This window comes from Achromobacter dolens (assembly GCF_902859745.1).
In the GTDB taxonomy this organism is placed as follows: Bacteria; Pseudomonadota; Gammaproteobacteria; order Burkholderiales; family Burkholderiaceae_B; genus Achromobacter; species Achromobacter dolens.
Genome location: NZ_CADIJW010000013.1, coordinates 39159 through 51513, shown reverse-complemented (window position 1 = coordinate 51513; position 12355 = coordinate 39159). Strand labels below are relative to the sequence as shown.

General features: G+C 61.5%; 9 protein-coding genes, 1 tRNA gene and 1 pseudogene. 5 read left to right on the top strand and 6 right to left on the bottom strand.

Going from position 1 to position 12355, the window contains the following annotated elements; translation table 11 throughout:
* Window positions 1-35 precede the first annotated feature (35 nt).
* From HV783_RS12355 to HV783_RS29475, 4 genes and pseudogenes are all read left to right on the top strand, one after another.
* The gene (locus tag HV783_RS12355) at window positions 36-674 is read left to right on the top strand and encodes a DsbA family protein (protein ID WP_116792838.1); all 639 of its coding nucleotides are present in this window, start codon (window positions 36-38) and stop codon (window positions 672-674) included.
* 39 nt (window positions 675-713) lie between these two features.
* The gene (locus HV783_RS12350) at window positions 714-1613 is read left to right on the top strand and encodes an MBL fold metallo-hydrolase (protein WP_116792915.1); all 900 of its coding nucleotides are present in this window, start codon (window positions 714-716) and stop codon (window positions 1611-1613) included.
* A gap of 16 nt (window positions 1614-1629) precedes the next feature.
* Window positions 1630-2022, top strand: coding sequence for a nuclear transport factor 2 family protein (locus tag HV783_RS12345; RefSeq protein ID WP_116792839.1), 393 nt, complete (start codon window positions 1630-1632; stop codon window positions 2020-2022).
* Between the two features lie 160 nt (window positions 2023-2182).
* Window positions 2183-2424 (top strand): annotated as a pseudogene (locus tag HV783_RS29475) (TetR/AcrR family transcriptional regulator); the annotation flags it as partial.
* 1119 nt (window positions 2425-3543) lie between these two features.
* Here the strand turns inward: HV783_RS29475 and HV783_RS12335 are convergent.
* Together HV783_RS12335 and HV783_RS12330 are read right to left on the bottom strand one after the other, a co-directional pair.
* Entirely contained in the window at window positions 3544-3918 is a 375-nt protein-coding gene (locus tag HV783_RS12335; protein WP_175189231.1) for a hypothetical protein, read from the bottom strand.
* Between the two features lie 2428 nt (window positions 3919-6346).
* Window positions 6347-6423: transfer RNA gene (locus HV783_RS12330), tRNA-Pro, on the bottom strand.
* Between the two features lie 155 nt (window positions 6424-6578).
* Here HV783_RS12330 and HV783_RS12325 point away from each other — a divergent pair.
* On the top strand, window positions 6579-7934 hold the full coding sequence (locus tag HV783_RS12325) for an MFS transporter (protein ID WP_116792840.1): 1356 nt from the start codon (window positions 6579-6581) through the stop codon (window positions 7932-7934).
* A 148-nt stretch (window positions 7935-8082) separates the two neighbouring features.
* On the opposite strand, the gene pstB is transcribed toward HV783_RS12325, so the two are convergent.
* The 4 genes from pstB to pstS form a co-directional block, all read right to left on the bottom strand.
* Entirely contained in the window at window positions 8083-8859 is a 777-nt protein-coding gene (gene pstB, locus HV783_RS12320; protein ID WP_006385463.1) for a phosphate ABC transporter ATP-binding protein PstB, read from the bottom strand.
* Between the two features lie 47 nt (window positions 8860-8906).
* Window positions 8907-9761: a phosphate ABC transporter permease PstA gene (pstA, locus tag HV783_RS12315; RefSeq protein WP_080977466.1), complete on the bottom strand. Its 855-nt coding sequence runs from the start codon at window positions 9759-9761 to the stop codon at window positions 8907-8909.
* A gap of 23 nt (window positions 9762-9784) precedes the next feature.
* Window positions 9785-10801 carry a phosphate ABC transporter permease subunit PstC gene (gene pstC, locus HV783_RS12310; RefSeq protein ID WP_054501111.1) on the bottom strand — a complete coding sequence of 339 codons (1017 nt, stop codon included), beginning with the start codon at window positions 10799-10801 and terminating at the stop codon, window positions 9785-9787.
* A 139-nt stretch (window positions 10802-10940) separates the two neighbouring features.
* Window positions 10941-11981 carry a phosphate ABC transporter substrate-binding protein PstS gene (gene pstS / locus HV783_RS12305; protein WP_064524069.1) on the bottom strand — a complete coding sequence of 347 codons (1041 nt, stop codon included), beginning with the start codon at window positions 11979-11981 and terminating at the stop codon, window positions 10941-10943.
* Window positions 11982-12355 lie beyond the last annotated feature (374 nt).

The following is a 12355-nucleotide window of genomic DNA, read 5'->3' as shown; positions in this document are numbered from 1 at the left end:
CATCGCCTCATACAACAGAAATCAAGCTTCTTCTTATGGAAAAGACACTTCATTACTTGTTCGATCCGCTCTGCGGATGGTGCTACGGCGCCGGCCGCGCTGTGGCGGCCCTGGCGGACGTGCGCGGTTTAGAGTTGCGTCTATTGCCTACTGGCCTGTTCAGCGGTGAAGGCGCACGTCTCATGGACGACGACTTCGCCGCCTATGCCTGGAGCAACGACCAGCGCATCGAGCAGCTAACAGGGCAGCCATTCACTGAGCGCTATCGCCTCCAGATACTGGGAGACCGCCAGCAAGTCTTCGACAGCGGTCCAGCGACAGTCGCCCTGACGGCGGTTTCGCTAACCGCTCCCGATCAGGAACTGGCTGCGCTTACGGCGATCCAGGAGGCCCGAAACGTTGAAGGGCGCGACATAACGGCGCTCCGCACCTTGGTCGCCGTGCTCCAGTCCCTGGATCTTGAAGCTGCCGCAGGCCTGCTTAGCCGCTCTGACGCCACGCTAATTCAGGCCAACCGCGTCCGCATCGCCCAGGCGCAATCGCTGATGCAGCAGTTCGGCGCGCGTGGCGTGCCCACCTTCATTCTGGAGAAGGAAGGCCATCGTCAATTGCTGCCCGCCGGAACCGCGTTCTCTAACCCGCAGGCGTTCGTCTCGCAATTGGTCGCCGCCTGAATCAATCCCTTTAGCCCCTTCATTTACTCAGAGAGCATGATGATCACTCGCAGACACTTTATTCAAGCCGCGGGCGCAGCCGGCGCCGCCACCGTCCTGGCCGGGCGCGCCGGCGCGTCCGACACGGGCTCTCCATTGCAATGGAAGCACTATCCGGCCGGCGAAAAAGGCTTCTTCCGCGCACCCGTCCTTCTCTCGGGCACCCGGGAAGCGATCTTAATCGATGGGGGATTTTCGCTGCCCGATGGCCGCGCGGTGGCCGACGCCATCAAGGCCTCGGGAAAGACACTGACCACCATCTACATCAGCCAAAGCGATCCCGACTACTATTTCAGCCTCGGCGCGATCAAGACCGCGTTCCCGCAAGCCAAAGTCATCGCCGCTAGCGACACCATCGCGGCCATCCGCGCCACCGTGCAGAAGAAGATCGACACCTGGTCGCCCCAGCTCAAAGAGAACGGACCGCAGAGCCTGGCCGACATCGTTTTCCCGGAAGCCTTCGACGGCCCATCACTGACGCTGGAAGGCAAATCAATTGACATCGTCAAGGCACAGGGCATGGATAACCGCCGTTACCTGTGGGTGCCTTCATTGAATGCGGTGTTCGGCGGCGTGCTGGTCTTCTCCGGGCTGCACGTCTGGACGGCCGACACGCCCACTCCCGCAGCCCGCGCCGTATGGATCAAGAACCTGGAAGCCATCGCGGCGCGCAAGCCCGCCTCGGTAGTGCCGGGCCACATGACGGCCGACGGTGCCGTGGACGTTTCGGCCGTCAATTACACCCGTGAATACCTGCTTGCGTTCGAGGATGAAGTGTCCAAGGCCGCCACCAGCGATGCGCTGATCGCAGCCATGACCAAACGCTACCCCAATGCCGGTCTGGCGCCCGCGCTGCAAATCGGCGCCAAGGTGGCCAAGGGCGAGATGAAGTGGGGCTGACCCGCAGGACGATGCCATGAAGAGCAATATCGATATCATCCGAGCAAGCTATGAAGGCTCGTCCGAAGAAAACGGGCGAAATCTACTAGCGGTGCTGGCGCCGGACGCCTCCTGGACGGAAGCCGCAGGCTTCCCCTACGCCGGCACCTATGTGGGGCCGGAGCAGATTGTGGTCGGCGTGTTCGAGCGCCTGGCGACCGAATGGCAGGACTACCGCGCCAAGGTCCATACCTATCTGGTCGAGGGCGACCGCGTCGCCGCTTTTGGCGCCTACTCGGGCACTTACCGCAAAACGGGAAAGTCCATGAGGGCCACCTTTGCTCATCTCTATCGCCTGCGGGACGGCAAGATAGTCAGCATGGAGCAGATAGTGGACAGCCACTCCGTGCAACAGGCGATGCAACCCTGACCGCTAGTGAGTCAATATCTACGAGCGGCAGAAACACGCTAACCAAGCGCGCATCTGCCAGTACCGGTCAGGAAATAAGCTCGTACTCGCGGCAATATCGAAAGCTGACCCTTCAGATATCCGCCATCTCAAACCTCTTGGCCACGCCAGCGACGGCCTTCGAGCTGGGCCCGCCAATATCCTCGCCCGAGTCGAGGCCGTGTTGCATCAGTTGCACGCGAAAGCGATTGTGAACGTACCCGATGCTCCCCGATCCCGCGCCTGTTTGCCGCATTTTTCAAGGGATCCGATCTCCCGCTTATCGCCCGCTTTGATGAGGCGAGAACGGAGGATGGCAACAAAATCGCATCCTATTGCCGGTCGGCCGTCGCCATATTCATCGCCGCGCACGGTGGCATCTAAAGGTGCGCTACCCCGACTGATGCGCGCACGACCGATGGGCAGTCCACTGTACGAGCTCAAACGCCGCCTCCTCACCAGCTCACCGCTCTAAGCGTCCGCAGAGGCCGGTGACTGGCCTGGCCCGAAGTACGGGATGATGTGCAAAGCGTCCGCCACCACCGCCCAGGTGGTGGCGTTGCAACGGGTCGGAAACGCCGACGGCGCGAGGTACTCCCCGCACAGACTACGGCCAACTTCAGTGAGCCAAATCTCAACTTGAATGATATTCGACAGCAACATTGTTGGATATGACCTTAAAGATCAGGGAGATGGAAGCGTCGATAGGCTATGTTGCTGGAAAAGCGCAATAGCGCCCGTTACCGTACCTACATGAAGGAATGTACGGTACGCAACTTTCCCAGGTACGACCGTACCTCGTTCGGAGCCGAGACCACAGACATCAGGTGAAAGTTCGGGCTGGTGAATTCCGCCTAGCAAGAGATAAGGTAGTCCCTGCCAAAGCCGAGATTGCTCCTACCCTCTACTGCGCGCTAACCTCGTCGCGCCCCTATATCTCATGCGAGCGCCCCCGTGAAGAGTCCTGCCAACCATAAAGCCGATTTTGCGGAGAATGACGAACGATTTTTTCGGCTCGTTCCTCCAACAGCGGACGAACTCACAGTAATACTGAAAGGGCACCTCCTGGTCGAAGAGCAACTACGATCCATCACCCGTTCGTCAGTCGCCAACCCTCGCTACTTTGACGAAGCGAAGCTCACATTCTCCAATGCCTTGTGCTTGGCAAGAGCAGTCGCCGGACACTTTAATGAGGGCGCATGCTGGGTTGCTGCGGAGCAACTCAATACGGTACGGAATAAGATCGCCCACAGAGCCGAACCTGGACCAGCCGCCGCACTCCTCGACAGGTTTTATTCAGTGTGCGAAGCGGAGAGCCGCTGGTCCGCCTGGTCATCGGCACCGCGAAGCACGGCAAAGCTCTCCCAGTACATTTGTTGCATCTGGGCCACCTTCGACGCGTTGCGAGCAGTTGTCCAAGTTTGTTCAGAAACCACTTCAGTGTTGCGCCCACGCCCTTAAGTCTCCCGTGCCAAACGCGGCCTCACCTGATGGAAGTCTCGGCTATGCATTCACCAACCACTTCCCAACGGCCGCGCCCCCTCTTTTCACGTAGTCAATACTGAAGGCCATAAGATCAGCGAGGTGGGCATCAATCTGTCCTTTCGAAATCCCCGGCTGCACGCCATAGATGGCGAAAATGACTTTGTCCGCGCTCCGGTTCAGCAAGATCTCTTGCAACATTGCAAGATTGCCGACCTTGAAGACTGACGGACGCCTATGCCGCCTTTCATTTATCCGATGCTCCACATGCTCGACCAACACACGGGATTCGCAATAAACAACTGACTTTAGTAGCTGGCAGGTGACTTCGTAGACGTCGTCAACACGGGCACCATTTGGTTCGCCCCCAGCTCCCTTGCAGTGATACAGACTCACGAGGACTCTGTCGTCTTCTTCTCGTGTGACCGCGATGTAGTCGGCGGCCTCCCCAGTCCTGTGGTCATAGACGAGGACCTCGAGATTTTCCTTCGCCCTGATGCCGCTTCAGGTCTGATGGTCTTCTTTGTTGCGTCCTTCGGAACGAGCGATGTTATTCGCGACCCAAAGGCCGAATGCGATAACAGCTACAAGTACTCCGAGCATCACTGTAGTACCCAGGTCCATACGCTTTTCTCCACAAACACAGCCCTATCGGTACGCCTGATGATAGCAATCACCGCCGGATATGAACTGAGAATCCGCAGCGCAACGCAACATCGTTCGTAACAGGAAACCCGCTGGGATCCTGCTGGGTTCCTACTTGGTTAACCGCCGGTTCCCACATCAAAACCTAGAGCGGCACTCGACCAATTTGGTTCTGAAACACGGCGTAAAGGAGCGCGCTGTGCCCCAGCACAGTTGCTCAGATCTTGAGGTCCATGAGCGCCGCTGACACAGCATCCATGGCCATCCTCATAGGAGAAATACCCACGAAGCGAGGGAAACTGGGGGCCTGTAGCGGAAACCCAGCAGGTTATGGCCAGGTTTTACTTTCGAACCCAGTGCAAACCGGATGCAAAGCTACCAATCCCAATCCCATTCCCAATCCCAAATCTTTTACTGGCTACGCCAGTGTCAACAGCGTCTGCGCCGCTGTCTGACCTGATAAGCCACAACAGGCCGGACCAATTCCAGATGGGACGCCCTCGTAGATGCAGTGATGGTGCTTAGACGCGTCCACAGCCCGCATGAGCGGTCGAAACACCTCGGGTGACGGGGTAGCAGCCACTTTAGAGTCATTGCAGCCCAGAGCGCGTTCTGCGCGGTCTCGCGCTCTGTTTCTGAAACGTGAGTCGAATCTCCGAGTTTTTGCCTTGCAGGGTCTAGAAGACAGTTGGCGCCGTGCAAAAGAAAGTGGGCAAGTCGGAGGGTGTGGCCAGAGTCCTGTATTGCACAATCCAACGATTTCGCTCGCTAGAACGTGAAACCGCCGAGCCAGCCTTCCCTTTTGTCCATGGCAAGAATCGATGCCCACCGGGGCGCCAAGATTCCCCGCACAGTCGGAATATTTGATAGGGATTTTGATAGGGTGTTTGAAAAGGGCTTTGACTGATGGCGTCAACACTTGATCTCTACGCCAGCCAAGCACTCCGGATCTGTTCGATGGTCCACAACTGGACAGCCACCCCGCCCCTCGCCCACCGTCAGTGAAGCTGGAACGATCGACGGTTGATGATGTTCCAGACGTGCGTGACTAGGGGTGGCAACTGTCCGGCGCCGGCGTCTCAAGGTGGGAGTTATTTTTGCAACGCCACGAGCCGGACTCTTTTGACTGGGAACTAGGTGCCAGGCCGATATACTCAAATACCCTGTCGGCAATTCAAGCCACAAACTCCTCCGCGACATGAACCGCGCTTGGTCCAGCCATTGCCGACCTTTTTGCTGCGACCCACGGTCCGTGTTTCTGAGCATTAATCGCGCCCCACCCTCCTTCGGTGCAGCAGGATCCGCCAAGGCCGCCCCCCCCACGATTCACAAGTGCGGACGGTTGCGGCGGGGTGAAATCTACGGACCTGCGAACAAGTTTCAGCGCCTCATACGCGGGATCGCGGCCAGCCCGGGGTCGACTCAGCGAAATAATCTGTTAGCCGCCTGAAAGACTCCGTGTCCCTGTCGCAGCCATTCAGACATTGCGCTGGCAGCTCCTACTTCCATTGTCGAAAAGGCCCCCCTCGTATCAGTACTAGGTTAAAGGATGCCCTATCCCCTCATTCCCGTACTAGGCCAAGTCTCCGCAGTTCGGGGCGGATAGACCGTCGACTTTGATTTCTCTCAGCGCAGCTCAGAGCGCATTTGACACTGAGGTGTGCAGTATGGTCTCAGTGCAATGCACACAGCACATGCAGAGTACAGGCCGCGACGCTTTAAAAGTGCAACCGCGGAAGACCGGTCCACAGCACAGCTCGGCATTTGCTCCGCTAACGAATAACGCCGCGAGGATGGAAGGGCCGAGGGGTCGTAACGATTCAACTGTTGCGTGGTGCCGCCGATGCTCTGCGACCTGGGCTCGGAACTCTCGCTTTGCTGCCCCAGCACACACAGCCTCAGATGAAGGAGTTTGGCCTGCCCCAAGCGCAACAGTCCCCAGAGCCCACCCAATTGGCCTGATGAGCCTAAAGTGCGGCGAGCTGCCCGCCCCCCCCAATCAAGCAGAGACCCGGCAAGTCCCAAGATGGGCTATTGCCACCGAGTGCACATCCTTGCCTTGATGCCGCCTGAACTTGCTCACCGCCAACTACAAGTTCGTTGTCCCATATGTTGTCCCATATGCCCAGCAAACAAAAAGGGTTAGCTCAACGACATTGAGCTAACCCTTTGATTTTATTGGTCGGGGCGGCGGGATTCGAACTCGCGACCCTCTGCTCCCAAAGCAGATGCGCTACCAGGCTGCGCTACGCCCCGAGGGTCGCAACTATACCAGATACCGGCGCATCACCGTGCAACGGCCCGATGCCCTGCTCGCCACGGCCATGCCCGGCGATCCCCTGATTGACACCTATATAGTTGAAGCATAAATTAATTCGACAAACCAAATAACGACATACATCGGGAATCCCATGGCAAATGCCTCCTCTCCGTCCGCCTGGGCGACGCCCACGCGGACCACCTACACGGTGCTGTTCGTCTGCTGGCTGGCGATCCTGTTCGAGGGTTACGACGTCGGCGTCATGGGCGCGGTGCTGCCCGCCCTGGCGGACGACAAGAACTGGAACCTGACGCCGATCGAGCTCGGCATGCTGGGCAGCTACGCGCTGGCGGGCATGTTCGTCGGCTCATTCGCCGTCGGCACGCTGTCCGACCTGCTGGGCCGCCGACGCATGTTGCTGGCCTGCGTGACGCTGTTCTCGCTGACCATGATCGGCGCGGCCTGGGCGCCGACGCCGACATGGTTCGCCACCTTCCGCTTCATCGGCGGCCTGGGACTGGGCGGGGTCATTCCGGTGGCGGCGGCGCTGACGATCGAGTATTCCCCGCCCGCCAAACGGGGCTTCAACTACGGTGTGATGTACTCCGGCTACTCGCTCGGCATCCTGTGCTCCGCCGCGGTGGCCATGGCGGTGCTGCAGCACTGGGGCTGGCGCGCGGTGATTCTGGTGGGCGCGGCGCCGCTGCTGCTGGTGCCGGTGCTGGCGCGCCTGCTGCCTGAATCGCTCGAATACCTGCTGGCCAAGGGCGATGAGGCCGGCGCCCGCGCCATGGCGCAGCGCCTGGGCATTGCCTCGCTGGAACCGTTCCGCCCGCGCGAAGTGACGGGCGAAAAAGCCACGTGGCGCGACGTCATGGCCGCGGTATTCGCGCCGCGCCACCTGCGCGCCACGCTGTGCTTCTGGGGCGCGCTGTTCCTGGGCATGATGCTGGTGTATGGCCTGAACACCTGGCTGCCGCAGATCATGCGCAAGAACGGCTACGACCTGGGCTCGAGCATCTCGTTCCTGCTGGTCTTCAGCCTGGCCTCGGCCATCGGCGGCCTGGTGCTGGGCCAGTTCGCCGACAAGAGCGAACCGCGCAAGATCGTGGCGCTTTTCTACCTGGTGGGCGCGGTCGGCATCTACTGCCTGACCTACAACAATCCGCTGGCGGTCAATTACCTGTGGGTGGCGCTGGCCGGCATCGGCAGCATTTCGTCGTCGCTGATCCTGACCGGCTACCTGGCCGGCTACTACCCGGCGCACGCGCGCGGCGCGGCCACCGGCTGGGCGCTGTCGTTCGCCCGCATCGGCGCCATGAGCGGCCCCATCGTCGGCGGCTATCTGGCGGGATTGAAATTGCCGCTGGCGTGGAACTTCATTGCGTTCTCGTGCGCGGCGGTGCTGGCGGCAGCGTTTGTGATCCTGATCCCTGGCCGCTACGCGGGCGGCGCCTCGTCGCGGCCGGCCGCCGGCACGCGGCCCGTGGGGCAGCAGCAGTCCTGACAGGCAGAGCGTCCGGCACCGCGGCGCTCGCCGCGGAATCGGACTGGCGTAAACGACAACGGCGCTACCCGAAGGTGCGCCGTTGTTTCATGCGGGATCCAAGGCGGATCGCGCAGTCTGCCCGACAGGCAACCGTTTCGATGGACGCTCAGCCGAAACGGCCGGTGATGTAGTCCTCGGTTTCCTTGCGCGACGGCTTCACGAAGATCTGGTCGGTCTGGCCGAATTCCATCAGCTCGCCCAGGTACATGTAGGCGGTGAAATCCGAACAGCGAGCGGCCTGCTGCATGTTGTGGGTCACGATGACGACGGTGTAGTCGTTCTTCAGCTCGGCGATCAGTTCCTCGATCTTGGCGGTCGAGATCGGATCCAGCGCCGAACACGGCTCGTCCAGCAGCAGCACTTCCGGCTTGATGGCCACGCCGCGCGCGATGCACAGGCGCTGTTGCTGGCCGCCCGACAGGCTGTTGCCGCTCTGGTGCAGCTTGTCCTTCACTTCGTTCCACAGCGCGGCCTTGCTCAGCGCCCATTCCACGCGCTCGTCCATCTCGCCCTTGGACAGGCGCTCGAACAGGCGCACGCCGAAGGCGATGTTGTCGTAGATGCTCATGGGGAACGGCGTGGGCTTCTGGAACACCATGCCGACCTTGGCTCGGATCAGCGAGATGTCCGTCTTGGCGGTCAGCAGGTTCTCGCCGTCCAGGATGATCTCGCCTTCGGCGCGCTGGCCCGGATACAGCTCGAACATGCGGTTGAAGGTGCGCAGCAGCGTCGACTTGCCGCAGCCCGACGGGCCGATGAAGGCGGTGACCTTCTTCTCCTGGATCGACATGTTCACATTGCGGATCGCATGGAACTTGCCGTAGTAGAAGTTCAGGTTCTTGACCTCGATCTTGTTCTTGACGGCGGTAGCGGTGTTTTCCATTTGGTTTCCCTAGGTCCGGCGCGGCGGGCGCGCCGGCAAAGCGATCTTTATTTGCGGAACATGTTGCGGGCAATGATGTTGATGCCCAGCACCAGCAGCGTAATCAGGGTGGCGCCGGCCCACGCCAGGTCGTTCCAGTCCTTGAAGGGGCTGGCGGCGTATTGGTAGATCACGACCGGCAGGTTGGCCATCGGGCCGTTCATGTTGGTCGACATGAACTGGTTCGACAGCGCCGTGAACAGCAGCGGCGCGGTTTCGCCCGAGATGCGGGCAATCGCCAGCAGCACGCCGGTGATGATGCCGGTCTTGGCGGCGCGATAGCACACCAGGGTGATCATGCGCCACTTGGGGCAGCCCAGCGCGGCCGCGGCTTCGCGCAGGCTGTTGGGCACCAGCAGCAGCATGTTGTCGGTGGTGCGCACCACCACCGGGATCACCAGGATCGACAGCGCGATGGCGCCGGCCCAACCCGAGTAGTGCCCGACCTGCGCCACGTACACGGCGTAGATGAACAGACCGATGATGATGGACGGCGCCGACAGCAGCACGTCGTTCAGGAAGCGCGTGGCCGGCGCCAGCCAGCCGCGCTGGCCGTATTCGGCCAGGTAGGTGCCCGCCAGGATGCCGACCGGCGTGCCGATCAGCGTGCCCACGCCGGCCATCATCACGCTGCCGAAGATGGCGTTGACCAGGCCGCCGGACTGCCCCGGCGGCGGCGTGATTTCGGTGAAGAGGGTGTACGACAGCGCCGGCGCGCCCTTGAACAGCAGGGTCTGGATGATCCAGAACAGCCAGAACAGCCCGAACACCAGCGTGGCCAGCGAGATGGTCAGCATGATGCGGTTGACCACCCGGCGCCGGCGATACACGCCGTTCTGCATATTGAGTACGGAGACAGCCATGATCTTTTCCTTGTGGGCCGGGGTCAGGATTTCTTGCCTTCACCGGCCGACAGGCGGACCAGCAGCATCTTCGCCAGGGCCAGCACGATCGTGGTGATCAGGAACAGGATCAGGCCCAGTTCCAGCAGCGCCGACTTCTGGATGCCGCCGGCTTCATTGAATTCGTTGGCCAGCGCCGAGGCGATCGAGTTGCCCGGCGAGAACAGCGAACCGGACCACTTGAAGGCGTTGCCGATCACGAAGGTCACCGCCATGGTCTCGCCCAGCGCGCGTCCCAGGCCCAGCATGATGCCGCCGATGACGCCCGACTTGGTGAAGGGCAGCACCACGCGCCACATCACTTCCCAGGTCGTGCTGCCCAGGCCGTAGGCCGATTCCTTCAGCATGGCCGGCACCAGTTCGAACACGTCGCGCATCACCGCGGCGATGAACGGGATGATCATGATCGACAGGATCAGGCCGGCGGTGAAGATACCGATACCGAACGGAGGCCCGGCGAACATGCCGCCGATGATCGGCACACTGCCGAGCGTGGCGATCAGGAACGGCTGCACGTATTGCTGGAACACCGGCACGAAGACGAACAGGCCCCACATGCCGTAGATGATCGACGGAATCGCCGCCAGCATCTCGACCGCGGTGCCCAGCGGGCGGCGCAGCCAGGTCGGCGACAGTTCGGTCAGGAAGATAGCGATGCCGAACGACACCGGCACCGCGATGATCAGGGCGATGGCCGAGGTCAGCAGCGTGCCGATGATGGGCACCACCGCGCCGTAGTTCTGCTTGACCGGGTCCCAGTCGTTCAGCCACAGGAACGAAAGGCCGTATTTGGCCAGCGATTCGCGGCTGCCGTAGATCAGGGAAATGAGAATCGCCGCCAGCAGAATGAACACCAGGAAGGCGAACAGGCGGGTCAGGTTCTTGAACAGCGCATCCATCAGCGCGTTTTTATTTTGCTTCATAGGCGAAGGCGTGCCGGTAGTCACGGAGTCCGCCACGCTGGGCGAAAGCGGCACACTATTATCCATTACCGCGCTCATGGATGGACTTTCCTTAGGAAACCTTGGGAGAAACGACGAGTGGGTCCGGGGGACCCGCCCCGGTCTGCGGCAAGCCGGCAACCGGGGCAGTGGGCCGATGCCGGCGCGCGAACGCGATGTCGCGCGCCAGGCATCCGCTTTACTTCCAGACAGCCTTGCCGTCGGCGGACTTGACCTCGCCCCAGGCGGCGCGGATTTCCTTGGTCACGGCTTCCGGCAGCGGCACGTAGTCCATGGCTTCAGCCGACTTGGCGCCGTTCTTGAAGGCCCAGTCGAAGAAGTCCAGGACGGCCTTGCCTTGCACCGGCTTGTCTTGCGACTTGTGGACCAGGATGAAGGTGGCGGCGGTGACGGGCCACGAATCGGCGCCCGGCTCGTCCGTCAGCACCACGCCCATGCCGGGCGCGCTCTTCCAGTCGGCGTTGGCGGCGGCGGCGGCGAAGGCCTTCTGTTCCGGCTGGACGAACTTGCCGTCCTTGTTCTGCAGTTGCGTCCAGGCCAGCTTGTTCTGCTTGGCATAGGCGTATTCGACGTAGCCGATCGAGTTCTTCAGTTGGCCGACGTAGGCGGCGACGCCTTCGTTGCCCTTGCCGCCCTGGCCCACCGGCCACTTGACGGCCTTGCCTTCGCCGACCTGTTCCTTCCACTCCGGCGACACCTTGGACAGGTAGTTGGTCCAGCCGAAGGTGGTGCCCGAGCCGTCCGAACGGTGCACGACGATGATGTCGGCCGACGGCAGCTTCAGGTCGGGGTTCAGCGCCTTGATGGCGGCGTCGTCCCACTTCTTGATCTTGCCCAGGAAAATGTCGCCCAGGACCTTGCCGGACAGCTTCAGCTTGCCCGCCTCGACGCCGTCGATGTTCACCACGGCAACCGTGCCGCCGATGACGGCCGGGAACTGCAGCAGACCATTCTTTTCCAGGTCAGCGGCCTTCATGGGATCGTCCGAGGCGCCGAAATCGACGGTCTTGGCGATGATCTGTTGCTGGCCGCCGCCCGAACCGATCGACTGGTAGTTCACGGCATTGTTGGTGGCAGCCTTGTAGTCCGACGCCCACTTGGCGTAGATCGGGTACGGGAACGAAGCGCCGGCGCCGGTCACGTCGGCGGCCTGGACGGCAAAAACGGCGGCGCTCAGCGCGACACCCAGGGAAACTTGTTTGAAGACACGTTTGAACATCTTGGTTCCTTCTGTGCTCGTTAGAGGAGTCTTTGGCAGGCTTTCTACTGCCCGTCTTTCAGCGACCCTCGCATGTTAGAAGTCCAACGTGACAGGATAGTGACAGTCATAAACCCCCCCCGGAGCGCTGCGCGCTTCCCCCCCAGGGGGGCGCCGGTGGCGGACCGGCGGAGCCGGATCCGCGCGGCCTGGATTGGGAGGGGCGCGGTTGGCATGGGGAGTGGCTTGCTGGTGGGGGATGTGGGGGCGGAGGTCGCCCCAGGGGGGCGCCGGTGGTGGACCAGCGGGGCCGGATCCGCGCGGCCTGGATTGGGAGGGCGGTGCCTTGGGGGTGGTTTTTTGCCGGTGTTGGCGGTTGGGGACGGATAGAAAAG